Here is a 25,224-nt window from a genome sequence, read left to right on the forward strand (position 1 = left end):
GCTCGGGGTACCAGCCCGGAGTACGAACGCTCGGGGCGCCAGCCCGGGGCACAACGCTCGGGGCGCGAGTCCGGGTTGCCAAGCTCGGGGTGCGCGTCGCGAGCACCATGCTGTGTGGACACACCGCCCGCCAGAACCACCAAGGGGAAGACGCACACCTGATGCCGGACCGCAGTCTCCGACTCCCTCCACTCCTGCTGCGCGAGCAGCGCCCTTCGCCTACCCCGCCGCGGTCCAGCGGGGACGCGCCCTCGGGCGGAGACGGCCCCGCGGACGGGAACGGCTCGGCGGGTGGCGGCGACTCCTCCGGCGGACGGGGTTCCGCACCCGACGCCCCCGCCTCCACCCCCTCGAACTCCGACGACAATCCGTTCGCGCCGCCGCCCGAGGGGACGCCCGACCGGCCGTGGCAGCCGAGGCGGCCCGCGGGCGGGCAGGGAGCCGACGAGAACGCGGGGTCCGGCCCGCGCGGGGAGTCCCCCTGGGGCAGCCAGTGGAGCGACCGGCAGCCCGGACCTTCGAGCGGCGGGGGCTTCGGCGACCGGCCGGGAGCGCCACAGGGGCAGGGCGGTCCGGAAGGACCCGCCGGCGGTCCGGGCAGCGGCATGCGCTGGGACCCGACGGACCCGGCCCAGCGCCGTGCGCGCTACGCGCTGCTCTCCGGGATGTGGGCGTTCTTCTTCGCCCTCTTCAGCTGGCCGTACGTGGCACTGCTGCTCGGTGCGCTCGCGCTGTATTGGGGCGGCAGCGCCCTCCGCGCGAAGCCGCGCACTCCGGATCCGGACGTGCCGGCGCCCGATCGGAACGCGCGGCCGCAGACGACCGCCGCCGTGAGCGGGATCGTCACCGCGTCCCTCGCGATCCTGATGGTGGCGGCCACCTTCACCGCACAGCTCGTGTACAGCGACTACTACGCCTGCACGAACGACGCTCTCACCAGCGCCGCGAGGGAGTCCTGCAACGACCTCCTCCCGAAGGAGCTGCAGGGCGTCCTGGGCACCCGCGGCTGACCGCCGGGGCCGGGGAGGAATTTCCCCCTCCGCCCCTGTGATAGCCCCTCCGGCGTTTGAGGAGCGGGGTCTGGGGTGGAGCCCCAGGTTCGGGAGTGGGTAGGGGCGGCGGGGGCGAAAAACCCACCCCCAACCGGCCTCAGCCCGGTTCCGTCGGTTCCGGAGGCGCCTCCGCGTCCTTCAACGCCGCCCAGCGAACCTCGCGGGAGCCGTCCTCGTGCCAGCCGACCCCCGTGGTGTCGGCCGGCAGCAGGTCGTACGCCTCAGAGGACTCACCCGCGGAGTCCAGCACCACACCCTGAGACGGCGCCGCAGCAGCAGGCACCGCCGGCACCTCACCCCCTGCCCCATCCCCATCCCGCCGGGACAAACACGAGGGCACCGCCACACGCAGCCCCCGCACCCTCCACTCCCGCACCCCCACCCCCACAAGAACCCCCACCACCCCGGTCCATACCCCCGCCGCGGCCCCCACCTCCCACCACACCGGCCCGAAGTGGGCAAGCGCCGCCACCCCCAGCGGCCCACCGGCCAGCCCGGCAAGCACCGCGAACCCGGCCCCGCCCACCACGGCAGCAAGCCCGACGGCGCCAACCGTCCGCCGCCGGGACCACCGCTCCTTCGACCCACCCCCCGGCACGGCAGCCACCGCCACGAACCACCCCACCGTCACCCCCGCGGCCACCGGCACCACCCCGGTCGCCCAGCTCAACGGCCCGCCCGCCCCCGGCACCGCCGCCAGCAGCGGAAAGGAAGGCAGCAGCGGTCCCGGCGCGGTCGTGGACAGGGGCCCCGCCACCTGGCCCGCGCCGAGGACGACCCCGGGCCCGAGCCCGTACGCCGCCCCCCACACCGCCGCGTTCGGCACGAGGGCCAGACACAGCAGCAGTACGGCGAAACGCCCCGACCACCCCTCGGTGAGCTGCGCGAACGAGTCCCGAGCCATCCCGCCGTGCCACACCAGCGACGCCGCCACCAGCAGCGCCCCTCCCCCCACCAGCACCGCCACCCCCGCCCCGGCGGCCCGCACCGCACCCGCGAGGAACCGAGGAGCCCCCGGCACCACGGCATCGGAGGCTCCGCCGAGACCACGTACGCCGGAAAGCCGCACAACGGACGGAGGCAGGGAGGACAGCAAGGGCAGGGACGGCAGCGATGCGACAACCCGTCGCACCCACAGCGGCATCGGCCCCCACGGACGCCCGTACGCCGTCCACACCCCCGCCCCGGCCGCACCCCCGACCAGCAGCGGCAGGCATACGACGACCCCCGCCCACGACGGCCGCAACGCCCCGCCCGAGGCATACAGCGCGGCAGCCCCACCGACGGACAGATAACCGACGACGATCCCGGCCCACACAGCGCGCCCGGCCGGCTCGGATCCGGATCCGAGGTGGCCGGCAGCGGAACCGAAGTCAGCGTCGGACTCGGCGTCGGAGTCGCCGTCCACCGCGTCGCGCGCCGCCCGGTGCAGCAGCCACACCGGCAGCACGAACAGCAGCAGCGGCGTCACCCCCACCGGCATGGGAAGCCCCGACAAGGTGTCGGTGCGGATCAACTCAACACCGTGCGCGAGCAGCCACAACGCGGCGGCGACATGCAGCGCTCCGCCCGGCCCGCTGTCCGGGTACGGCGAGCTGATCCACAGCACCATGACGAGGACGGCGAACGAGCCGAGCCCGAGCCCCGCCGCGAGGGCGCCGCCCAGGACGCCGGCGGCCAGTCCGGGGGATCGGTCGGGCATCCGGGAGGGCAGGGGCGACAACGGCGGCCTGCGGTCGGTCATGTGGGTCACGACCGCCATGGTCCCAACGACACGCTCTTTCTCGTCGTAACACCCGAACCCCGGATGTGTCGCTCAATATGCAGCTATGCACTTTTTCGTACGAAGGGGCGCCCTGGGGAGTCCAACATGACGCAGAGCCCTGACACCCCGCTGCCGCCCCCCAAGGAGCGCCGTCGTCTGCGCGAGGCCCAGTCGCTGACCTTGGCCGAGTTCGCGGCCAAGGTGGGAGTCACCCCCAAGACGGTGCGCTCGTGGGAGTCCGGCCGTACGACACCGCGTGGCCACAAACGGGAAGCGTACGCACAGCTGTTGACCGCGGCCGCCGAGCTGGAGGCCGACCACCGCCGGCCGACGCCCGCCGAGACCGAGGTGGCCGCCCGTCACGAGCCCGCGGTTCCCGCGCTGGTGGGCGCGGAAGCGAGCCCGGCACCGGCCGAGGAGGCGCTGGCACCAGCACCAGCACCGACACCGACACCGACACCGACACTGGAGAACACCAAACCCACTCCTCCGCCCCTGGCTCCGCCTCCGCCTTCGACACCGCCCACCCTGACGCCCACTCAGGCCTTCGACGCCCTCTACGCGTACTGCGCCCCCGCCCTCGTACGGCAGGCGTATCTGCTCACCGGGCGGCGCGAGTTGGCGTGCGAGTCCGTGGAGCGGGCCTTCGAACTGGCCTGGCACCGCTGGCCCGAGGTGGCCGTGGACCCGGATCCGGCAGGGTGGGTGCGGGCGGCCACGCACGAGTACGCGCTCTCCCCCTGGCACCGGCTGCGCCCCCGGCACCGGCATCCGGAGGCGCCGCCCTCCGACGCCGCCGACCGCGAGCTGCTCGACGTACTCCTGAGCCTGCCGCCCGTGCACCGGCGCACGCTGCTCCTGTACGAAGGGGTCGGGCTCGACCTGCCCGAGACCGCGGCCGAGACGGAGGCGAGCACGCCCGCGACGGCCAACCGGCTGCTGTACGCCCGCGAAGCCGTCGTGGCGCGCCTGCCGGAGCTGGCGGATCCCCAGGAACTGCACCGGCGGCTCGTCGGACTCGCGGGCACGGAGCGGCTGCGGGCGGCGAAGCCCGTCAACGTCCGCTGGGTCAGCGAAGCCCGCGCCCAGCGCTGGACCCGCGCCGCCATCGCCTTCACGGCCCTCCTCATCGGCGCCACCGCACTGACCCTGGGAACGGCCCCGGACCACTACGAGCCCCCGCTGGCCCCGGGCGAATCGGTCCACGACCTCCCACCCCGCCCGGCCCCGGGCCCCCTGTCGCCGCAACAACTGAAACTGCAAGCCAAGCTCAATTCCCAAACGGCAAACGGCCCGGAGAGACTGGCCCCGGAGCTCGGGTAGTTACCACTGTGGGCAATCGTTCCGCAGGGCGGTGGGGGTCCCCCCGCTCCGGGGGTACCTCCCAGGCCCTTAAGGCACTGGGGGAGAAGCCGAGCGTGGGGGAGGGTGGGCACAGCCACCAACACCGGGTGCCACGCAATCAAGGTTTCAGGGAAACGCCGGTGGGCCCGCACCCCAGCAAGGGATACGGGCCCACCGACGTTCAGCTGAGGAGGTCAGCCCGCGAGAAGCTCACGAGCCAGCTTCGCCGTCTCGGTCGGCGTCTTGCCGACCTTGACGCCGGCGGCCTCGAGGGCCTCCTTCTTCGCGGCGGCCGTACCGGAGGAGCCGGAGACGATGGCGCCGGCGTGGCCCATGGTCTTGCCCTCGGGCGCGGTGAACCCGGCGACGTAGCCGACGACCGGCTTCGTCACGTTGGCCTTGATGAAGTCGGCCGCCCGCTCCTCGGCGTCGCCACCGATCTCACCGATCATGACGATCAGGTCGGTGTCGGGGTCGGCCTCGAACGCGGCGAGCGCGTCGATGTGCGTCGTACCGATGATCGGGTCGCCACCGATGCCGACGGCGGACGAGAAGCCGATGTCACGGAGCTCGTACATCATCTGGTACGTCAGCGTGCCGGACTTCGAGACCAGGCCGATGCGGCCCGGCTTCGTGATGTCGCCCGGGATGATGCCGGCGTTCGACTGGCCGGGGCTGATGAGGCCGGGGCAGTTCGGGCCGATGATCCGGGTCTTGTTGCCCTTCTCCACGGCGTACGCGTAGAACGCGGCGGAGTCGTGGACCGCGATGCCCTCGGTGATGACGACCGCGAGGGGGATCTCGGCGTCGATCGCCTCGACGACGGCGGCCTTGGCGAAGGCCGGCGGAACGAAGAGGACGGATACGTTCGCGCCCGTCTTCTCCATCGCCTCGGCGACCGTGCCGAAGACCGGGATCTCGGTGCCGTCGATGTCGACGGAGGTGCCCGCCTTGCGCGGGTTCACGCCACCGACGATGTTCGTGCCGTCGCCCAGCATGAGCTTGGTGTGCTTCATGCCCGTGGCACCGGTCATGCCCTGGACGATGACCTTGCTGTCCTTGTTGAGGAAGATAGCCATGGCTGTGGTTTTCCCTCGTCCCTTACTTGGCCGCGGCCAGCTCGGCGGCCTTGTCGGCCGCGCCGTCCATGGTGTCCACGCGCTGCACGAGCGGGTGATTGGCATCCGACAGGATCCTGCGACCCAGCTCGGCGTTGTTGCCGTCCAGACGCACGACCAGCGGCTTGGTGACTTCCTCGCCCCTGTCGGCGAGCATCTGCAGCGCCTGGACGATGCCGTTGGCGACCTCGTCGCAGGCGGTGATGCCACCGAAGACGTTGACGAAGACGGACTTGACGTCCGGGTCGCCGAGGATGATCTCCAGGCCGTTCGCCATGACCGCGGCGGAGGCGCCGCCGCCGATGTCGAGGAAGTTGGCGGGCTTGACGCCACCGTGCGCCTCACCGGCGTACGCGACGACGTCCAGGGTGCTCATGACGAGACCCGCGCCGTTGCCGATGATGCCGACCTCGCCGTCGAGCTTGACGTAGTTGAGGTTCTTCTCCTTGGCGGCGGCCTCCAGCGGGTTGGCCGACGCCTTGTCCTCGAGGGCGGCGTGGTCGGGCTGGCGGAACTCGGCGTTCTCGTCCAGGGAGACCTTGCCGTCGAGGGCCAGGATGTCGCCGGAGGTGACCTTGGCGAGCGGGTTGACCTCGACGAGGAGCGCGTCCTCCGCGATGAAGGTCTTCCACAGGGTGACGAGGACGTCGGCGACCTTGTCGGCGACCTCGGCCGGGAACTGCGCGGCCGCGACGATCTCGCGGGCCTTCTCCGGGGTCACACCCTCGTTGGCGTCGATCGGGGTCTTGGCGACGGCCTCGGGGCGAGTGGCCGCCACCTCCTCGATCTCCATGCCGCCCTCGACGGAGGCGATGGAGAGGAAGGTGCGGTTGGTGCGGTCGAGGAGGAAGGAGACGTAGTACTCCTCCAGGATCTCCGGAGCCGTCTCGGCGATCATCACCTTGTGGACCGTGTGGCCCTTGATGTCCATGCCGAGGATGTCCGTCGCGCGGGCGACGGCCTCGTCCGGGGTGGCGGCGAGCTTCACGCCACCGGCCTTGCCGCGGCCGCCGACCTTCACCTGGGCCTTGACGACGGACTTGCCGCCAAGACGCTCGGTCGCCTCGCGGGCTGCCTCAGGCGTGTCAATGACTTCACCGGCCAGCACCGGTACACCGTGCTTGGCGAAGAGGTCCCTCGCCTGGTACTCGAACAGGTCCACGCGCGTCCGTCCCTATCAGTGAGCTAGCGGTTCGTTGGATGCGTGGGCGTGCCGCGAAGGGCAACGTGACGTCCGCTGTCACAAGGGTGGCGCACACGGTGTCCGAGCGCGCGGCATGTCCGTCTCGCAGGTTATCGCCGTCGCCGGTAGGTCCATAAATCGCAGATCACACCTGAGCGGTGATACCTGTCACAGCCCTGGTCGAGGCAGGGGCCGGGGCAGGGGCCGGGGCAGGGCCTCACCGGGCTGGGGTTTGCCCGGTGAGGCCCCTTGAACGGCCCCGTAGGGGCTCAGGACGGGTGGTCCCCACCCCAATGGGGACCACCCGTCCTACCCGCGAGGTTCCGGTCGGACGGACCGACGGCTTTCGGCCGTCCGGGGCCGTGACCCTGCGGAGTCGGTCATCGCCGCAGCAGAGCGGGGCGTACGGCGGTTACGGCGAGGGACGGCGCGAGTCGCCTCAGACGCCGTACGTTCCGTACGTTCCGTACGCACCGTGCGTGCCGGTCTGGGCGGCACCGTGCAGGTAGCCCGGCGTGACCGACTCGGCCACGCCCTGGACGCCGCTGACGGCGTTGCCCGCGAGGGGGCCGCCGGCTGCCTCGACGGTTCCGGTCAGGTCCTGCGCGAACGAGCCGGCCTGCCCGGCGACACCGCCCGCGAACGGGTCGACCTCGCCGACCACACTGCCGACGAAGGGCCGCACGTCGCCCGCGACGCCGTACGCGAGCGTCGTGGCGCTGCCCGCGACACCGTCCACGACGGGCTGCACCAGGTCGACGACCGGCTGCACCGCGCCGACCACACCCGCGGCGAACGGCTGCACGTCCTCGGTGACGACACCCTGCGCGAACGGAGCGACCTGGCCGGTCACGCCGTACGCGAGCGTCCCCGCGTCGCCCTCGACGCCGCCAGCGAAGGGCCGCACCTCGCCGCCGACGCCGTACGCCAGCGCGCCCGCGTCCCCGACGGCCTGACCGGCGACCGGGACGACACCGTGCACGGCGGTCGCGGCGACGGGCGGCAGGACGGCTGCGGCGGTGTCGCCGACGAGCTGACCGGCGACACCACCGGCGAGCGGCTGTACGTCACCGACGGCGCCGTACGCCAGCGTGCTCGCGTCGCCCGTGACACCGTGCGCCAAGGTGGTCGTGCCGCCCGTGACGCCGTATCCCAGCGTCGTCGCGTCGGTGGTGGCGCCGTTCACCAGCGCGGCCGCCTGGTCGGCGACGCCCTGCGCCAAGGTCGTCGCGTCACCGGTCACGCCGTACGCCGCCGCGGACGCGTTGCCCGCGGCGCCGTACGCCAGCGGTGTCACGTTCCCGACGGCGTGGTCCGCGACCGGGGTGACGCCCTGTAGGGCGGTGCCGACTACGGGCGGCAGGGCCGCGGCCGCGGTCTCGTCGACGACCGGGACCGCGATGCCGGTGGCGGTGCCAACGGCGCCCTGAACCTGGGCGGGCGCGCCCGCGACGGACCGCTGGGCGCCGGCGAGCTCGCTCTGCGCCCCGGCGAGGGCCTTCTCCAGCTCGGGCGCGAAGGCAGCGAGCGGGCCGAAGAGGTAGTCGACCTCGTCCTGCGGGGCGCTGACGTCGGCGACCGTCTCCTGGGCCTCGCCGGTGGTGCGCTCGGCAGTGGCAGTGGCAGCGGCAGTGGCGGCGGCCTTGGTCCGCGCGAGGTCGGTGGCGGAGGGGACCTCGGCGTCGACGTAGCGACGGGCGGCGTCGGCGGCGTCAGCGGCGTCCGCGACCGCGGTCTTCGTGGCCGCGGTCTTCGTGGCCGCGGTCTTCGTGGCCGCGGTCTTCGTGGCCGCGGTCTTCGTGGCCGCGGTCTTCGTGGCCGCGGTCTTCGTGGCCGCGGTCTTCGTGGCCGCGGTCTTCTGGGCGGCGGTGTTTGTGACGGTCGAGGTCACGTCGTCGACGGTGTCGGTGACCGAGCCGACCGTGTCCATGGCGTCAGCGGTCACATCGGGCACGGACACGGACGCGGCGGGCAGCTCGTCCGCGCTGGCGGCGGTGGAGCCGAGCGCCCACGCGCCGGTGACACCGGCGGCTATGACGATGGAACGGCGAATGTTCTTGTTCATGCGTACGTCAGATCCTTCGGGATTCCGAGAGTTCGGGACATTCCGGGGCTTCCGTCCGGGAATCGGAGGGGGGTCCGGACGGCGGGCAGACCTGCTCCGCCCCCGCGCGGCAGGTCCTACAGCGGGGGAAGGGCTGCCCTAGCCGGGGAAAACGGGAATGTCCCGGTACCTGTCCCGGGTCTCGGCCGCGGTCACGCCCGCGGAAGCACCGGGCACGAGCCGCAGCGGCGCCCGGTGGTTCGGAGTGACGGCATGCGGATCGCCGTACCGCGGCCCGCCGTTGTCGACCGCGGACCGGTTGCCCAGCGCGCCGGTCGGGTCACCCGGGGGTGCCTGGTGCGCGGGGGCGTGTCCCGCTCGTACGCCATCGCGGTGGCGGTGCACGCCGGCGAGGCCGCCGTCAACGACAACACCTGGGCCGTACACGGACGTCGCCGTCCCGTCGGCCTCCTGCGGCCCGGCAGGGTGCCCGATCCTCGCGCCCTGCCGCTCCACCGCCCCGCCCGACTGCTGCGGAGCTGACCCCGCGGGCGGCGTCTGACCACCGACGCCCGGGAGTGCGGGCAAACCGGGAGCAGAGGGGATTGAGGGCAGGGACGGCAGCGCCTTCGGCGGGGCGTCGGCCAGCCCGCCAGTGACCGTCTCCACCAGATCGCCGATCGGCCGTACGGCGTCGTCGGCGGCTGGCGGGACGACCCTGTCAGCGACCGGCCGGACCACGTGCCGGACGGTGTCGGTGACGTCCGTGATGGCCGGGACGGTCGCGGCTGTGGTGACGCTCGTCGACGGGATCGGCCCGGCCTCCGGCGCTGAAGTGCCCTGCCGCACAGGAAGCTTCGCGGGAGGCTCGGCGGCGGAGGGCTTCGCGGGAGCCTCCACCGTCCGGTGAGCCGACCCGCCCGCCAGGCCCTCGGACGTCCGCTGGACGGCCGACTCGACGGCCCGCGTCGGCGTCGTGGGCACCACCCCGTCGGCCGCGTGCGCCCGCTCCCCGCAAAGGAACCCAAGTGCGAACAACCCGCCCACCAGCAGCACCACTTGCAGCGCACGTCGTCCGGCCGCCGTACGCATCACGCGCAGAGCGGCAGCGGGCAACGCTGCTGACAGGGTCAAGACGGGGAGGGTCCTCCCGGGCGAAGGCAAGTGACGGCTCTCGAAAGCACTCGAAGGCACATTGAGGGCTCTGAAGGCTCTGAGGCCGCCTCGATCCTCGCACGAGACTCCCGAGGTTGCGCAAGTCCCCTGTTACCGATGGGTATTCATGTCCGGATTCTCCTTCCTGCTCACCTGGTGTCCGGGATCGGCAGTGGACGTTTCTCGATCGCCGCCGCCATCACCTCGGGAAACAGATCGGGCGTGCAGGCGAATGCCGGCGCGTCCAGGGCCGCGAGCGCCGCCGCGTGCTCACGGTCGTAGGCGGGCGCCCCCTCGTCGGACAGCGCGAGCAGCGTCACGAACTGCACCCCCGACGCCTTCATCGCCGCCACCCGCTTCAGCATCTCGTTGCGTATCCCCCCTTCATAGAGGTCGCTGATGAGCACGACCACCGTGTCGGCGGGCCGGGTGATCTGCGACTGGCAGTACGCGAGCGCTCTGTTGATGTCGGTGCCGCCGCCGAGCTGGGTGCCGAAGAGGACGTCGACCGGATCGTCGAGCTGGTCGGTGAGGTCGACCACGGCCGTGTCGAAGACGACGAGCCGGGTGGAGATGGACCGCATCGACGCGAGGACGGCGCCGAACACGGACGCGTAGACGACGGACGCCGCCATCGACCCCGACTGGTCGATGCAGAGGATGACCTCCTTCTTCACGGACTGCGAGGCGCGGCCGTAGCCGATCAGCCGCTCGGGCACGATCGTGCGGTACTCGGGCAGGTAGTGCTTCAGGTTCGCCGCGATCGTGCGGTTCCAGTCGATGTCGTGGTGGCGGGGCCTGCTGACACGGGCACTGCGGTCGAGGGCTCCGGTGAGCGTGGCCCGCGTGCGGGTGGCGAGCCGCTTCTCCAGATCCTCGACCACCTTGCGCACGACGGCTCGCGCGGTCTCCTTGGTCGTCTCCGGCATGGCCTTGTTGAGGGAGAGGAGGGTGCCCACCAGGTGCACGTCCGCCTCCACGGCTTCCAGCATCTCGGGCTCCAGCAGGAGGGTGGACAGCCCGAGCCGGTCGATGGCGTCGCGCTGCATGACCTGGACGACGGACGACGGGAAGTACGTCCGGATGTCCCCCAGCCAGCGCGCGACCGACGGCGCCGACGCCCCGAGCCCCGCCGAACGGTCCCGCCCCGACTGCGCCTTGCTCCCCTTCCCGTACAGCGCGGTGAGCGCCCCGTCCATCGCGGCGTCCTGCCCGGCGAGCTCACATCCGGTCCCGTCCGCCTCGTCCCCACCGAGCACAAGCCGCCAGCGGCGAAGCCGCTCGTTGCCCGCGTCGACGGCGCCCGTCGTGGCAGTTGCTTCGACCACGCCCGTCGTGCCGGTTGCTCCGGCCGTTTCCGTCGCGCCAGCCGTGCCTGTCCTGCCTGTCCTGCCAGCCCTTACGGCTGTTCTCATCGCGCCTGCCGCTCCCGTTCCGGCTGTGCCGGTCCCGTCGACCGCCCCGGCCGCATCGGTCGCATCGGTTACGCCGGCCCCACTCCCTGTCGCGCCTGCGCCGGTCGCCGCCGTCATGGCGCCCTCGGGGGTCGCATTCGCCGGTACGGTCATCGGGCCGCCTCCACAAGGTTGTCGTCGTCGGACTCGTCCAGCCCCAGCAGCAGGCTCAGCACCGGCAGTACGGCATCCGCGCGCTCGAGGTCGAGGTCGGGCGCGAACCCGGGCATCCCGGAGGTGGCAACCGCCCGGCTCCCCCGCGCTCCCGGCCCACGCCGGACCAGCTCGCCCAACGTCCTGCGCACCCCGGCCTCGTATGCCGAGAACGTCCGCCGCAGCAACGGCAGTACATCGGTGAACGCCTCCGCCGGCACGCCCGCCAGCCACGCGTCCACCATCCCGAGCAGCCGCTCGTCGTGCACGAGCAGCATCCCTCCGCCGGAGCCGCCCCCGACGAAGCCCTCGATCCACGCGGCCGCGTCCCCGGGTGCCGTCCCCGGCGACAGCACGAGCCCCATGAGTCGCGCGGCCTCGTCCTGCGCCAACTCGCCCTCATCGAGCAGCAGTCGCACCGCCCGCCCGCGGATCACCCCGGGGACGGTGTCCCGCCCGGCCAGCACCCGGAGCGCGGAGTGCCAGCGACCGCGTATGCCCGCCGAGGGCGGTGGGCCGTCAGGCGACACCGTGCCCGTCTCCCCCAGCAACCCCACCGCGCCGTGCACCGCGTCCACATGGCGTCGCATGTCCTCGGCGGCCTCGGCGTCGAGGGCCGCGCAGGCCGGTGGGAGGCCGACGAAGACGCGCTCGGCGAGACCGGCCGCGACATCGGTGAGGGCGTGGGTGTCCGTGCCGCGCACATCGCCGTAGCGCAGGGAGCGGACCAGGGCGGGCAGAGCCTGGGCGAGGTGACCGACGTCCGCGTCGAGGGCGGCCCGGTCGGCGAGGACCCGCATCACCACGGGCAGCGCGTCCGGGAGTTCGGCCAGGAGGCAGCGCTCAGCGAGTGCCGTGACATCCGCCAGCGAGGGTGCGGCGACGGCGTCCGCCTCGGCCTTGGCCGTCGCCGCGGCCAGGACCGTCGTGCCCCATACGCCGGCCTCGGCGACCCGCACCGACAGCTCCGGCTCCCAGCGCAGCCACCAGGTCTCCCGGAAGGTGCCCGTGCTGCCGCGCGAGGCGGTGGGCTCGCCCCACTCCACGCTGAGGAGCCGCAGCCGGTGCAGCAGCCTGCTGCGCTCGGCGTCGGTCTCCTTGCGCAGGTCGAGCTCCAACTCCCGCTCCAACGCCTCCGGTTTGAGCCGCAGCCGCCGCTGGAGCCGTGCGAGATCGCGCTGCAAGGGCACCGCGGGGGCGGACTCCGGTACCTCCCCCAGCACGTCCCCGACCACGAGCTGGTCCCGCACGAGCGACAGCGGCACGTCCGAGCCCTCGCACATCACGGCCCGTACGGCGTCGGTGGTCTCGGTCAGTCCCGGCAGCGGGCGGCCGCGCATCGCGGCGAGCGTGTCGGCCAGTCGCACCGCCTCGATGACGTGGGCCGACGAAACGCTCCGGTCCTCGTCGCGCAGCAGGCGGGCCACCTTGGTCATCCACCGCTCGATCGGGCGGTCGGGGGCGCCGAACAGATGCCCGTACCAACCCGGCGAGTCGATGCCCGCGCCGTACCCACTGACCCGCGCCAGTCGGCGGTGCGTCCACGGGACCCACGTCAGGTCGGCCTTCGCCTTGGGCAGCCCCTTGAGCAGCGCCCGGTCGGCACCGACCGTGCTCTTCTGCCGCAGCGCGGGCACGTGCCAGGCCCCGCACACCACGGCCACGTCGTCCCCGAACTCCCGCTGCGCCGCCCGCACCTGGAGCCGCATATACGCTTCCCGCACCAGGTCGCGGTCGTGTCCCCAGGCCCCGAACGCCTCCCGCAGCGCCCCCATCGCCTCCTCCAGCACGGCGAACGGCGCGAACGGATCGGCCCCGACCCCCGCCCCGCCCCGGTGCTCGACCACGTCCTCCCACCAGCGCTCGGGGTCGTCGTAACCGGCCGTCTCGGCGAGCACGCCGAGGGGGTCGATCCGCACGGCGTGCGAAGGTGACTCGCTGTCTCCCGAAAGGTCCTCCGCCCCTTCCTCCGAGCGGTCGGAGGGCCGGTCCTCCCACGGGTCCCCCGAGAGGGACTCCTCCCTCCCCCACGCCAGGGTGTGGGTCGCGGGAAGGTCGATGAAGCGGGCCGGGACTCCGTGGTCCAGGGCCCACCGGATCGCCACCCATTCGGGTGAGAACTCGGCCAGCGGCCAGAAGGCCGAGCGGCCGGGCTCGTCCACGACATGGGCGAGGAGCGCGACCGGGGGCCGCATCTCCTTGTCGGCGGCGAGCGGGATGAGGGCGTCCGCCTCCGGGGGCCCCTCGATCAGCACGACCCGGGGAGCCGCCGCCCGCAACGCGGCCCGCACGGCCCGCGCGGACCCCGGCCCGTGATGCCGTACGCCGAGCAGCAGCGGTCCGCTGCCCCGCACGAGCACCTCGCCCTCCGGTACACCGGACATGCTTTCCCCTTCCTCCGCCCCCGTCTGGGCTCCGCTCATGCGCTCACCTCCCGGCAGGCCCGGTAGAAGTCCTTCCAGCCGTCCCGCTCGCGGACGACCGCTTCCAGGTACTCCTGCCAGATGACGCGGTCGGCCGCCGGGTCGCGGACGACGGCGCCGAGGATGCCGGCGGCGACATCGCTCGCCCGCAGGACGCCGTCGCCGAAGTGGGCGGCCAGCGCGAGGCCGTTGGTGACGACGGAGATCGCCTCGGCGGTGGAGAGCGTGCCGCTGGGCGACTTCAGCTTCGTACGCCCGTCGGCCGTGATCCCGTCGCGCAGCTCGCGGAAGACCGTGACGACGCGGTGGATCTCGTCGATGCCGTCCGGCACGGCGGGCAGGTCGAGGGAGCGGCCGATCTGGTCGACGCGGCGCGAGACGATGTCGACCTCGGCGTCCGCGCTCTCCGGCAGCGGCAGCACCACCGTGTTGAAGCGGCGGCGCAGGGCGCTCGACAGATCGTTGACCCCGCGGTCGCGGTCGTTGGCCGTGGCGATCAGGTTGAAGCCGCGGACGGCCTGCACCTCCTGCCCCAACTCCGGTATCGGCAGGGTCTTTTCGGACAGGATCGTGATCAGCGCGTCCTGCACGTCGGCCGGGATGCGGGTCAGCTCCTCGACGCGGGCCGTCATGCCCTCGGCCATGGCCCGCATGACGGGGCTGGGCACGATCGCGTCCCGGCTGGGGCCGTGCGCTAGCAGCTGCGCGTAGTTCCAGCCGTAGCGGATCGCCTCCTCCGGCGTCCCGGCCGTGCCCTGCACGAGCAGGGTCGAGTCGCCGCTGACGGCCGCGGCCAGGTGCTCGGACACCCAGGTCTTCGCGGTGCCGGGCACGCCGAGCAGGAGCAGCGCCCGGTCGGTGGCGAGCGTGGTGACGGCGACCTCGACGATGCGGCGCGGTCCCACGTACTTGGGCGTGATGACAGTGCCGTCCGGCAGGGTGCCACCCAGCAGATACGTCGCGACGGCCCACGGCGACAGCCGCCAGCGGGCCGGGCGAGGCCGGTCGTCCTGCGCGGCGAGCGCGGCGAGTTCGGCAGCGAAGGCGTCTTCGGCGTGTGGCCGCAGTGCCTCGCCCGCTCCTTCCGCGGGCACGCCCGCACGCGCGCCCGCGGATGCCCCGGCGCGCTCTCCCGCAGGTGCCCCCGCGCTCTCTCCTGCGGGCGCGTCGACGGACGTCGGTTCAACGGACACGGACATGGCTCGGTCCCCCTCCAGCTCGGCCGGTTCGGATCTGGTTCCACCGTGCACCACACCACTGACAATGCGCTCTGACCTGCGCAAATGTGCTCGCGATGGCCGATTGTCAGTGGTGGGATCTACTTTCGATGGCATGACTCAGCAGGCGGTGCGCTGGACGGCGGATCAGGTGCTGGCACTGGCGCCTGACACCGCGTCACGCAAGGCGGGCAGCAAGCTCGGCGCGGCGGGGCCGTGGTCGGAGGCAGGCAGTTCTGACGAGGGGACGGTATGGGGACTGTGCAGGGGAAGTGGCAGCAAGCCGTATCAGACGGTCATCGACATCGCGGACTCCACCGGGCCCGCCTACAAATGCAGTTGTCCGAGTCGAAAGTTCCCGTGCAAGCACGCGCTGGGGCTGCTGCTGCTCTGGGCGGGCGCGGACGGCACGGTGGCGCGGGGGCCGGCGCCGGACTGGGCCGAGCAGTGGATAGAGGGGAGAAGACAGCGCGCCGGACAGAAGAGGACGGCGGGCGGGGCATCTGGAGCGTCGCCGTCGGGTGATCCGGAGGCAGCGCGGCGCCGGGCTGAGCGGCGTGCCGAGCGGATCACCGCGGGGGCGGCCGAGTTGGAGCAGCGGCTGGCGGATCTGCTCCGCGGCGGCCTCGCCACGGCCGAGCAGGCGGGGTACGGGCTGTGGGAGGAGACAGCGGCCCGGATGGTCGACGCCCAGGCACCCGGCCTGGCCACGCGAGTGCGGGAGTTGGGGGCGATCCCGTCGTCCGGTCCGGGCTGGCCGGTGCGCCTGCTGGAGGAGTGCGCGCTGCTCCATCTCCTCGACCAGGGCTGGCTGCGGCGCGAGCGGCTGCCGGACGGCCTTGCCGCGACGGTCCGTTCACGGGTCGGACTGTCCGGCTCGGCGGACGGCCCGCCGATACGGGACCGCTGGCTGGTCCTCGCCCAGTACGACACGGCGGACACCCGTCTCACGACACGCAGGATCTGGCTGTACGGCGCGGAATCCGGCCGTACGGTGCTGCTCCTCTCCTACGGGGCGGCCGGCCGCGCACCGGGGCTGGCGCTGCCCGTGGGGCTGGCCTTCGAGGCGGAGGTGTCCTCGTACCCGGGCGCCGGTCAGCTACGGGCCGCGCTGGGCGAGCAGTTCACGCCCCCCGCCCCCGCGCCGATACGACCACCGGGGCTGACCACGCTCGAGGCCGCCGTCCGCTACGGCGAAGCCCTGCGGGCCGACCCCTGGCTGGACTCCTACCCCGTGACCCTTGACCGGGTCGTCCCCACCCCGGACGGCGATGCCTGGCAACTCGCCGACGCCGAGGGCGACTCGGCTCTTCCCCTGACCCCCTCCGCCCAGTCCCGCCCCGAGCTGTGGCGCCTCGTCGCCCTCTCCGGCGGCGCTCCCGTCACGGTCTTCGGCGAGTGCGGCCATCGGGGCTTCACTCCGCTGACGGCTTGGGCGGAGGGGGCGGGGGAGGCGGTAGCGATGTGCTCGACCTCCTGACCGCCCCGCCGTGGCCGCTCCGACCACGGCGACGGCTCCGCGTCCTGCGATGGCCGATTCCTCCGGCCACTCTCACTCATCGGGCCACTGTCACTCATCCGACCTCGCATGTTCCTCCGACCGCTCTGACCACCTCCGTACGGAAAGGACGCTCATGAACACGACCTCGGCTTCCGCGGGCGCGCCCGCTGGCGGCTCCTGGGAGGAGCTCGTCACCGTGGCACTGCTCGGGACCGAGCGGCGTACGCCTCCGGGGTGGGCGCCGGGGCGGGAGGCTCCGGTGGCGTTGTTGGACGCGGCCGCCGTGGAGACACTGCGGCGGCGGGCCGGAGTGCGGCCGGCGCGGGCTGCGGCACGGCCGGAGCCCGCGCCGCGGGATCCCCGGCCGCCCCTGCCGCCCGCCGCCGCGCGCAGGCTGGCGATGCTGCTGGCGGACCGGCCCGGCGCGGGAAGCGGCGGCCGCAGGGGCACGGCGCCGGACCTCATGGAACTGCTGCCCCAGTGGCTCACGCTGGCCAACGCGCGCGGCTTCGCGGCACCCCCAGAAGCCCTGCCCGCCCTCCTCGACGCGGCCCGGGGACGTACGGATCTACGGCCCGCGGCCCTGGCCTTCGCGGGGCCGCGGGCACTGTGGCTGGCGCGGCTCAACCAGGAGTGGCGGTTCGCGCTGCGCTCCTCACCGGGCGGCGGCGCCGCGCTGCCGGGTCCGGAGGAGACCGAGCGCGTTCAACAGCTGTGGCAGGAGGGGTTGTTCGCCGAGCGGGTCGCACTGCTGTCGGCGATACGGGCCAAGGAGCCCGCCACCGCGCGCGAGTTGCTCGCCACGACCTGGGCGACGGAGCGGGCCGAGGACCGGCTGATGTTCCTCGACTCGCTGCGGTCTGGGCTGTGCGCGGCGGACGAGCCGTTCCTGGAGCGGGCGCTGACCGACCGGAGCCGTAACGTACGCGCGACCGCGGCGGAGTTGCTCTCCGCGTTGCCCGGTTCCGCGCTCGCCGCCCGGATGGCGGCACGGGCGGGCTCGTACGTGTCCGTCGACCGTACGCGGGGCACGCCCACGATCGTGGTCGAGGCGCCGCATGAATGCGACGCGGGCATGGAGCGCGACGGCGTGGTGCCGAAGGCCCCGACAGGGCGGGGCGAACGGTCGTGGTGGCTGGGCCAGTTGGTCGAGGCGGCGCCACTCGGGGCATGGCCGGAGCGGTTCGGGGGGCGTACGCCGGAGGAGATCGTGGCGTTGCCCGTGGCGGACGACTGGCAGGCGGAGCTGCATGCCGCGTGGTGCCGGGCGGCGGTGCGGCAGCGTGATCCCGGCTGGTCCAGGGCGCTCCTCGGGTCACCCTCCGCGCCGGAGGCCGCGGGTCCGGGGGCGGTGTCGCTGGCCGAGCGGTCCAAGCTGCTCGCCACGCTGGGGGCAGGTGAGCGGGCCGAGTGGGTGGCGGGGTTCATCGGTACGCACGGATTGTCCGAGGCGTTTCAGCTGCTCGGCGTGTGTGCGGTTCCCTGGGCGGGGCCTTTGGGGCGGGCGGTGGTGGACGCGCTCAATATCGCGCGGGACGCGGGGAGTTACCCGTGGAGCTTCAGTGGGGTGATGGGCCTGGCCGAGCGGTGCCTGGATCCGGCGGAGGCTGTGCGGCTCGACGGGCTCACCTCGGTGCCCGACGAGTCGGAGAACGCGGCACCGGGGGCCGGCGGCTACTGGGCCGAGGCGTTCCAGCGCCTCGTCACCACGTTGCGCCTGCGTGCCGCGATGGCGTCGGAGCTGGGGGCGCCGTGAGGCTTTTCGCCCCCGCCGCCCCTACCCAATTCCCGTCATCTGGGGCTCCGTCCCCGGACCCCCGTTCATCGCGCTTCGCGCTCGTCCTCGAACGCCGGGCGGGCTCGATCAGCCCTTGTCACGCCCCAGCCGGCTGCCGAACGTTCGCCCGTACCCAGTCCACGATCGACGCCGTCGTCGCCCCCGGGGTGAAGATTTCCGCGACGCCCTTCTCCTTGAGGGGAGCGATGTCCGCCTCGGGGATGATGCCGCCGCCGAAGACCTTGATGTCCTCCGCGTCGCGCTCCTTGAGGAGGTCGATGACGGCCGCGAAGAGCGTGTTGTGGGCGCCCGAGAGGATGGAGAGGCCGATCGCGTCGGCGTCCTCCTGGATCGCGGTGTCGACGATCTGCTCGGGGGTCTGATGGAGACCGGTGTAGATGACCTCCATTCCGGCGTCACGCAGCGCCCGCGCGATCACCTTGGCCCCACGATCGTGGCCGTCGAGCCCCGGCTTGGCCACCACCACGCGGATCGGACCGGCTGCCACACCCATCACTGCCTCCATGAACCGACTACCTCAACCTGTACCGACTACCGACACATGACCCGACACATGACCACTAGCCATCAGCCATCAGCTACTAGCACTAGCGCTACAGCCAGTAGCGCTTGTAGTTACTGACCGTCAACCAATAGCCACTTACCGGCTACTACCGACTATTCACCACGTATCGCACATTCCGCCGCCCACCGCGCCGGATGCATCTCTCGACACAGGCGCCCCGCGCCGCACGGCCGGGGAAGTGAACGAACGTTATCGCCAGCATCCCGCAACCGGCAGTTTCGCGGAGGAGACCGAGGGGGAAATCACACACTGGGACAAGTTCGCAGCGCATCGCTCCGCGTCCCGCGGCACACGCGCTGCATGGCCCTGCGGCACCCGCGCCGAAGGGACCTGCGGCACACGGGCCACGGCCGGAGCCTGCGCAAGGAGAGCCGCGATCAGGTGGCCGCACCACCGCACCGTCAGCGGGACGCCGTGGTGGTGAGGCACATCGGCGATGGCACGACAGCGGGGAGCCGCGCGAGAACGAGCACGACGGGACGACGGGACGACCAGGCTCAGGACAGACACCGAACACCCCACCGGGCCGCCGGCCTGGGAGCCGCATCGAGCCGCCCCCCTCGACAGGGCACTCCGTAGCGTCATCGGCGCACCACGCGCCGCACACGCACCGTCGGTCACGGCCGTCACCGCCACCGCGGTTTTCCACGAGGGCACACGGGGGACAGAGCGGTCCTCCGCGTGCCGACTGGAGGTCGGCCATGAAGGTCACCAGGGCAGCGTTGCCCTTTCTCCCCCTCTGTCAGCGCCTGTTTCCGATTCCGAGCAGACTGGTAGGGCTCTCGGTGGCCCTCCTCAAGGCGACGGCCCTGGAGATCGCGATCCTCGCCGGGCACCTCCTCCTCTACCCCTCCGGCATCGCCCCGGAGCGCCGCTCCACCCCCGCACTCCCCTCGTCCGACACCACCCGGCTGCCCATCGAGGCCAAGCCCCCGGTCGTCCTGCTGCACGGCTTCATCGACAACCGCTCGGTCTTCGTCCTGCTGCGCCGCAACCTCGCCCAGCACGGCAGGCAGCACGTCGAGTCGCTCAACTACTCACCGCTGACGTGCGACATCCGCACCGCGGCGGAGCTGCTCGGCCGGCACATAGAGGAGATCTGCGAGCGCACGGGCCACGACCGGGTGGACATCGTCGGGCACAGCCTCGGCGGACTGATCGCCCGCTATTACGCGCAGTGCCTCGGCGGCGACATGCACGTACGCACCCTCGTCACGCTCGGCACGCCCCACTCGGGCACCAGCGTCGCCCCGCTGATGAACGCGCACCCCATCGTCCGCCAGATGCGCCCCGGCTCCGAGGTGATCGAGGAACTGCGCAAGCCCGCACCGGGCTGCCGTACGCACTTCGTGAGCTTCTGGAGCGATCTCGACCATCTGATGGACCCGCTGGAGACGGCCTGCATCGACCACCCGGACCTGCTCGCCCAGAACGTACGCGTCAGCGGCGTCGGCCATCTCGCCCTGCCCGTGCACCCCGCCGTCGCGGCCGGGATACGGCAGGCGCTCGACATCGATGAGACGGGAGTCCCCGCCCCCACCCAGACCGGCGGCCTGACAGTGGCGTAGACCGGCGGCCTGACAGTGGCGTAACAGCGGTCATACAGACGCCTGTTACGCCCTGTACTTCGAACATTCATCGAACACAAGGCCAAAGCCTTGCCCGCACTCCCCCGAAACACGGCCGAATGCCCGTTTCCTGCGCGGGGGAAACCTGCCGAAGATTGTCGCGCCCGCGTACCGCCGGGTACAGTCACCGCACTGCTCTGCCAGCCCCTGTTGTCGAGGCGAAAGAGAAGTTGGTGAACGACCGTCACCCGCCGGGGACCGCAACTCCCCCGGCTTCGGCTTCCGATGCCGCCACGGCGCTCTACGCGTCGTACGGCGGTCAGGAAGCCTCGTACGGCGACTTCACCACGTACGACGGCTACGCCGCCAGCGGTTTTGACACGGGCGCGAGCGCGAGCGCGGACATGGCCACCGGCACCTACGCCACCACGAGCTTCGAGACCGACCCCCTCTTCGGCAACATGCCCGGCGACGGCACGGGGCCGTACGACGCCACACAGTGGAGCACCGGCAGCCACCAGACGCTGAACTACGACCCCTACGCCGCGCAGCACCAGGCCGCGTACGACACCGGCAGCTACGAGACGACCACGTGGGCGGCCGGCTACCAGCAGCTCGCCGACATCCCCGCGCAGCATCCGGGCCCCGAGGCGTCCGGCCAGTGGGACGCGACCGCCTGGCTCCAGCCCGAGCAGCCGCTCGACCAGAGCCAGCAGTGGAACGTGCCGGCCCAGGACACGGGCGCGTACGACGCCACGCAGTGGAACTCCGCCGGCGGCCATGATCCGTACGAGACCTACGAGCACCAGCAGACCGGGGCGTACGAACAACAGCACCCGCCGGCCGAGGCCTACGAGCACCAGCCCGAGCCCTTCGACCGGCAGGCGACCGCCACCTTCGAGCAGTTTCCGTACGAGCAACCCGCCACCAGAGACGGCGAGTTCGAGGACACGACGGACACGACGGACACAACGCATACAGCGGACACGGCACACACAGCGGAATACGCCGACGCCGACGCCCCGGACAACGCGAACCACCCGGACGACGCGCACGAACCCCTCCTCCTCGACGACATGGAAGAGGTCGTCCCGGCCCCCCGCGCCGCATCGCGGTCCGCTTCCCGCTCGCGTCGCCGCAGCCCCGCGAAACGTTCCGCTCTGCTGACCGTCGCCGTGCCCTCGGCGTGTGTGATGGGGGTCGCGGGGATCGCCGCCGCCTCCGTGGGCAGCGGCAGCGGGGACGACGACAAGGACACGACGGCCAGCGCGCCCGACGCGGCGCCGGTCAAACCGTCCGCCGCCAACAACAAGCTGGACACCCAGCTCGAGAGTCTCTCCGCGGGCGCCGACGACTTCGCCGACCGGGCGAGCCGGACGCAGGAGCGCATCGACCTCAAGGCCCAGCAGGCAGCCGAGCAGAAGAAGGCGGCGGAGGAAGCGGCCCGCAAGGAGCGGCTGCGCCCGAAGTTCGCCCTGCCGGTCGGACCGCACGGGCTCAGCGCCTACTACGGCCAGGCCGGCATCAACTGGATGTCCGCCCACACGGGCATCGACTTCCCGGTCTCGTACGGCACGACGGTGATGTCCGCGACCGACGGCACCGTGCGGACGCAGTGGAACCCCGCCTACGGCAACATGGCGATCGTGACCGCGATGGACGGCACGGAGACGTGGTACTGCCACCTCGCCAGCTACCAGGTCCCGTCGGGGACGACCGTGAAGGCCGGTGACGCGATCGCGCTCTCCGGAAATTCCGGCAACTCCACCGGGCCGCACCTGCACTTCGAGGTCCGCCCGGCCGGTGGCTCGGCGATCGACCCGCTGTCGTGGCTGCGCAGCCACGGCCTGGACCCGACGTAAACAACCGTCGGGCCTGAGCACGCAGAACCGCTGGGCCAGCCACCGTCGGGCCGGCCCTCACTGCCCTGCAGACTGCCCTACAGCTTCTCCACCGGCGCGTACCGCAGCAGCAGCCGCTTCGGCTTCGCCTCTCCGAAGTCGACCGTCGCCTCCGCGTTCGCACCCGTCCCCTTCACGCCGACGACGGTGCCGAGGCCGAACTGGTCGTGCGTGACCCGGTCGCCGACGGCCAGCGAGACCACCGGCTTCTCGGAGACACCGCGGCGCGTCGCGAACCCGGAGGCACCCGAGGCGGCCGACCGCGCGCGCGAGGACGACAGAGACGCCGCGACACCCGAGGCCGGACCGGACGGCATGGGAGCCGTCGCACCCGTGCGCTTCCAGTCCATGTGGGTCTCCGGGATCTCCTCCAGGAACCGCGACGGCGGGTTGTACGACGGCTGCCCCCACGCGCTGCGCATGGAGGACCGGGTCAGATACAGCCGCTCCCGCGCGCGCGTGATGCCCACGTACGCCAGGCGCCGCTCCTCCTCCAGCTCCTTCACCTGTCCCAGCGCGCGCATGTGCGGGAAGACGCCGTCCTCCATGCCGGTCAGGAAGACCACCGGGAATTCGAGGCCCTTGGCGGTGTGCAGGGTCATCAGGGTGATGACGCCGTTGCCGTCCTCCTCGTCCGGGATCTGGTCGGAGTCGGCGACCAGCGCGACCCGCTCCAGGAAGTCGGAGAGCGATCCCGCGGCCTCGCCCTCACCGGACTCCTGCTCGAACTCCAGGGCCACGGCGGCGAGTTCCTGGAGGTTCTCGATACGGGTCTCGTCCTGCGGGTCGGTCGAGGCCTGCAACTCGGCGAGGTAGCCGGTGCGTTCGAGGACGGCCTCCAGGACGGTGGCCGGGCCCGCGCCCGAATCCACGATCGTCCGCAGGTCCTCCATCAGCGTGTTGAACCGCTTGACCGCGTTCGTCGAGCGCGCCGCCATCCCGTACGCCTCGTCGACGCGGCGCAGGGCTTGCGGGAAGCTGATCTTCTCGCGCTGCGACAGCGCGTCGATCATCGCTTCCGCGCGCTCGCCGATGCCGCGCTTGGGCACGTTCAGAATCCGGCGCAGCGGGACCGAGTCCTCGGGGTTGGACAGCACCCTGAGGTACGCCAGGACGTCCCGGACCTCCTTGCGCTCGTAGAAGCGCACGCCGCCGACGACCTTGTAGGGCAGGCCGACGCGGATGAAGACCTCTTCGAAGACACGGGACTGCGCGTTCGTACGGTAGAAGACGGCGACGTCGCCCGCCCTGGCCTCGCCCGCGTCGGTGAGACGGTCTATCTCGTCGGCGACGAACTGCGCTTCGTCGTGCTCGGTGTCGGCGACATAGCCCGTGATGTTCGAACCCGCGCCCGCGTTGGTCCACAGGTTCTTGGGGCGGCGGGATTCGTTGCGCTCGATGACGGCGTTGGCCGCGGACAGGATCGTCTGCGTGGAGCGGTAGTTCTGCTCGAGCAGGATCGTCGTCGCGTCCGTGTAGTCCTCCTCGAACTGGAGGATGTTACGGATGGTGGCGCCGCGGAAGGCGTAGATCGACTGGTCGGCGTCACCCACGACGCAGAGCTCGCCGGGATCGCTGTCGGCGGGCCCCACCAGCTCCCTGACCAGCGCGTACTGCGCGTGGTTCGTGTCCTGGTACTCGTCGACCATGACGTGGCGGAAACGGCGGCGGTAGTGCTCGGCGACGTCCGGGAAGGCGCGGAGCAGGTTGACCGTCGTCATGATCAGGTCGTCGAAGTCGAGCGCGTTGGCCTCGCGCAGGCGGGACTGGTACAGCGCGTAGGCCTGGGCGAGGGTCTTCTCGAAACCGTCGGCGGCCTGGTTCGCGAAGTCCTCCTCGTCGATCAGCTCGTTCTTCAGATTGGAGATCTTGGCGCTGAAGGACTTGGGCGGGAAGCGCTTGGGGTCCAGATCCAGATCACGGCATACGAGCGCCATGAGCCGCTTGGAGTCGGCGGCGTCGTAGATCGAGAAGGAGGACGTGAAGCCGAGCTTCTTGCTCTCGCGGCGCAGGATCCGGACGCACGCGCTGTGGAAGGTCATCACCCACATCGCGTTGGCGCGCGGGCCCACAAGGTGCTCGACGCGCTCCTTCATCTCGCCCGCGGCCTTGTTGGTGAAGGTGATCGCGAGGATCTGACCCGGGTGGACATGCCGCTCGGCCAGCAGATACGCGATCCGGTGCGTGAGCACGCGCGTCTTGCCGGAGCCCGCGCCGGCCACGATGAGCAGCGGGGAGCCGGAGTGCACCACGGCCGCGCGCTGGTTCTCGTTCAGCCCGTCCAGGAGCGCCGCCGGGTCCACGGCGGGCCGGTGGGCGCCGTCGCGGTAGTACCCTCCCCCACTCTCGGCTCCGCTCGAGCGGGGGGACCCCCATCGGTCCGGCGGCACGTCGAACTTCCCGCCGAACAGATCGTCCGGAATCGACTCCGGTACGTGATCGTCCTCGGGCGGCGGCGGGGGCTCCTCCTCATGCCCCCGCGAGGGCTTGAGGTCCGCCAGGAAGCTGTCATCAAAGAGGCTGCTCATCGCTCTCCGAGTCTAGGCCGCCCCACTGACAGCCCGCCGCCACCCTGAAAACTCGACCGGATCTCGTGACGCGGCCCGGACATCTCGTGCCGCGATGACCGCTCCGCTCCCAGGTCGCCTGACCCGCCAGTCCACGGCCTGGGCGCGTGGCCCCAGCCAGGGGCGCGTGGCCCAGCCAGGGGCGCCTGGGCGCCTGGCCCGGCCTGGGGTGCCAGGCCCGGCCTGGGGCCTTGCCCGGCTCAAGATTCACCCCAGGTCCTGGTGGATCAATAGCTTGCCGTGCAGGATCAAGAAGCATCACAAACGACGAACAAGCAGTCCCGCTTCTCCGGCCTCGCCGCGCGCGCGTGGACGCCCTGCGCGGCGACACCGAGACCTCCGTCGTCCCGCCGGAGCCGCGCCACCGCCGCATGCATCTCCACCACCGCACGCATGACCCCCGACGTCGCCGACGC

General features: G+C 72.1%; 16 protein-coding genes. 6 read left to right on the plus strand and 10 right to left on the minus strand.

All coding sequences use genetic code 11. The annotated features are described in order from the left end of the window. Nucleotides 1-161: 161 nt before the first annotated feature. The gene (locus tag C4B68_RS15565) at nt 162-1,010 is read left to right on the plus strand and encodes a hypothetical protein (RefSeq protein WP_099500718.1); all 849 of its coding nucleotides are present in this window, start codon (nt 162-164) and stop codon (nt 1,008-1,010) included. Between the two features lie 139 nt (nt 1,011-1,149). Here the strand turns inward: C4B68_RS15565 and C4B68_RS15570 are convergent, their stop codons facing one another. Continuing rightward, nucleotides 1,150-2,814, minus strand: a complete 1,665-nt coding sequence (locus C4B68_RS15570) for a cell division protein PerM (protein WP_167459094.1) — start codon at nt 2,812-2,814, stop codon at nt 1,150-1,152. Between the two features lie 108 nt (nt 2,815-2,922). On the opposite strand from C4B68_RS15570, the gene C4B68_RS15575 reads away from it, so the two are divergent. Next, nucleotides 2,923-4,140, plus strand: coding sequence for a helix-turn-helix domain-containing protein (locus tag C4B68_RS15575; protein WP_099500717.1), 1,218 nt, complete (start codon nt 2,923-2,925; stop codon nt 4,138-4,140). A 215-nt stretch (nt 4,141-4,355) separates the two neighbouring features. Here C4B68_RS15575 and sucD read toward each other — a convergent pair whose 3' ends face one another. The 7 genes from sucD to C4B68_RS15610 all read right to left on the minus strand — a co-directional run bounded on the left by sucD (nt 4,356) and on the right by C4B68_RS15610 (nt 14,890). Continuing rightward, nucleotides 4,356-5,240 carry a succinate--CoA ligase subunit alpha gene (sucD, locus tag C4B68_RS15580; protein ID WP_099500716.1) on the minus strand — a complete coding sequence of 295 codons (885 nt, stop codon included), beginning with the start codon at nt 5,238-5,240 and terminating at the stop codon, nt 4,356-4,358. 22 nt (nt 5,241-5,262) lie between these two features. Beyond that, nucleotides 5,263-6,441 carry an ADP-forming succinate--CoA ligase subunit beta gene (sucC, locus tag C4B68_RS15585; RefSeq protein WP_099500715.1) on the minus strand — a complete coding sequence of 393 codons (1,179 nt, stop codon included), beginning with the start codon at nt 6,439-6,441 and terminating at the stop codon, nt 5,263-5,265. A 460-nt stretch (nt 6,442-6,901) separates the two neighbouring features. Continuing rightward, a complete protein-coding gene (locus tag C4B68_RS15590) occupies nt 6,902-8,527 on the minus strand; it encodes a hypothetical protein (RefSeq protein ID WP_180289207.1) in 1,626 nt (541 codons plus the stop codon). A 138-nt stretch (nt 8,528-8,665) separates the two neighbouring features. Beyond that, nucleotides 8,666-9,640 (minus strand): hypothetical protein, encoded by a 975-nt coding sequence (locus C4B68_RS15595; RefSeq protein WP_143674309.1) that lies wholly within the window; start codon nt 9,638-9,640, stop codon nt 8,666-8,668. A gap of 170 nt (nt 9,641-9,810) precedes the next feature. Next, entirely contained in the window at nt 9,811-11,076 is a 1,266-nt protein-coding gene (locus C4B68_RS15600; RefSeq protein WP_373682199.1) for a VWA domain-containing protein, read from the minus strand. A gap of 149 nt (nt 11,077-11,225) precedes the next feature. Continuing rightward, complete coding sequence (locus tag C4B68_RS15605; protein WP_099500712.1) at nt 11,226-13,652, minus strand: DUF5682 family protein; 2,427 nt, start codon at nt 13,650-13,652, stop codon at nt 11,226-11,228. A 35-nt stretch (nt 13,653-13,687) separates the two neighbouring features. Then, nucleotides 13,688-14,890, minus strand: a complete 1,203-nt coding sequence (locus C4B68_RS15610) for an ATP-binding protein (RefSeq protein ID WP_099500711.1) — start codon at nt 14,888-14,890, stop codon at nt 13,688-13,690. Between the two features lie 133 nt (nt 14,891-15,023). On the opposite strand from C4B68_RS15610, the gene C4B68_RS15615 reads away from it, so the two are divergent. Next, on the plus strand, nt 15,024-16,388 hold the full coding sequence (locus C4B68_RS15615) for an SWIM zinc finger family protein (protein WP_099500710.1): 1,365 nt from the start codon (nt 15,024-15,026) through the stop codon (nt 16,386-16,388). A 154-nt stretch (nt 16,389-16,542) separates the two neighbouring features. After that, nucleotides 16,543-18,165 carry a DUF5691 domain-containing protein gene (locus C4B68_RS15620; protein ID WP_099500709.1) on the plus strand — a complete coding sequence of 541 codons (1,623 nt, stop codon included), beginning with the start codon at nt 16,543-16,545 and terminating at the stop codon, nt 18,163-18,165. A 118-nt stretch (nt 18,166-18,283) separates the two neighbouring features. Here C4B68_RS15620 and C4B68_RS15625 read toward each other — a convergent pair whose 3' ends face one another. Next, nucleotides 18,284-18,700 (minus strand): coenzyme B12-dependent isobutyryl CoA mutase small subunit, encoded by a 417-nt coding sequence (locus tag C4B68_RS15625; protein ID WP_030571505.1) that lies wholly within the window; start codon nt 18,698-18,700, stop codon nt 18,284-18,286. A gap of 773 nt (nt 18,701-19,473) precedes the next feature. Here C4B68_RS15625 and C4B68_RS15630 point away from each other — a divergent pair. Beyond that, the gene (locus C4B68_RS15630; protein ID WP_099500708.1) at nt 19,474-20,340 is read left to right on the plus strand and encodes a lipase family alpha/beta hydrolase; all 867 of its coding nucleotides are present in this window, start codon (nt 19,474-19,476) and stop codon (nt 20,338-20,340) included. A 233-nt stretch (nt 20,341-20,573) separates the two neighbouring features. Continuing rightward, nucleotides 20,574-22,202, plus strand: a complete 1,629-nt coding sequence (locus tag C4B68_RS15635) for a M23 family metallopeptidase (RefSeq protein WP_240634364.1) — start codon at nt 20,574-20,576, stop codon at nt 22,200-22,202. Nucleotides 22,203-22,279: 77 nt separating this feature from the next. Here the strand turns inward: C4B68_RS15635 and pcrA are convergent, their stop codons facing one another. Further along, entirely contained in the window at nt 22,280-24,769 is a 2,490-nt protein-coding gene (pcrA, locus tag C4B68_RS15640) for a DNA helicase PcrA (protein ID WP_099500706.1), read from the minus strand. Nucleotides 24,770-25,224 lie beyond the last annotated feature (455 nt).

Origin of the sequence: Streptomyces dengpaensis, from assembly GCF_002946835.1 — a bacterium.
Classification (GTDB): domain Bacteria; phylum Actinomycetota; class Actinomycetes; order Streptomycetales; family Streptomycetaceae; genus Streptomyces; species Streptomyces dengpaensis.

Bases quoted from the DNA above. Each gene is read 5' to 3' on its own strand.
- C4B68_RS15570 (WP_167459094.1), bottom strand. From the start codon at position 2,814: ATGGCGGTCGTGACCCACATGACCGACCGCAGGCCGCCGTTGTCGCCC.
- C4B68_RS15610 (WP_099500711.1), bottom strand. From the start codon at position 14,890: ATGTCCGTGTCCGTTGAACCGACGTCCGTCGACGCGCCCGCAGGAGAG.
- C4B68_RS15605 (WP_099500712.1), bottom strand. From the start codon at position 13,652: ATGTCCGGTGTACCGGAGGGCGAGGTGCTCGTGCGGGGCAGCGGACCG.
- C4B68_RS15620 (WP_099500709.1), top strand. From the start codon at position 16,543: ATGAACACGACCTCGGCTTCCGCGGGCGCGCCCGCTGGCGGCTCCTGG.
- C4B68_RS15615 (WP_099500710.1), top strand. From the start codon at position 15,024: ATGACTCAGCAGGCGGTGCGCTGGACGGCGGATCAGGTGCTGGCACTG.
- C4B68_RS15600 (WP_373682199.1), bottom strand. From the start codon at position 11,076: ATGAGAACAGCCGTAAGGGCTGGCAGGACAGGCAGGACAGGCACGGCT.
- C4B68_RS15625 (WP_030571505.1), bottom strand. From the start codon at position 18,700: ATGGGTGTGGCAGCCGGTCCGATCCGCGTGGTGGTGGCCAAGCCGGGG.
- C4B68_RS15590 (WP_180289207.1), bottom strand. From the start codon at position 8,527: ATGAACAAGAACATTCGCCGTTCCATCGTCATAGCCGCCGGTGTCACC.
- sucD (WP_099500716.1), bottom strand. From the start codon at position 5,240: ATGGCTATCTTCCTCAACAAGGACAGCAAGGTCATCGTCCAGGGCATG.
- C4B68_RS15565 (WP_099500718.1), top strand. From the start codon at position 162: ATGCCGGACCGCAGTCTCCGACTCCCTCCACTCCTGCTGCGCGAGCAG.
- C4B68_RS15575 (WP_099500717.1), top strand. From the start codon at position 2,923: ATGACGCAGAGCCCTGACACCCCGCTGCCGCCCCCCAAGGAGCGCCGT.
- C4B68_RS15630 (WP_099500708.1), top strand. From the start codon at position 19,474: ATGAAGGTCACCAGGGCAGCGTTGCCCTTTCTCCCCCTCTGTCAGCGC.
- pcrA (WP_099500706.1), bottom strand. From the start codon at position 24,769: ATGAGCAGCCTCTTTGATGACAGCTTCCTGGCGGACCTCAAGCCCTCG.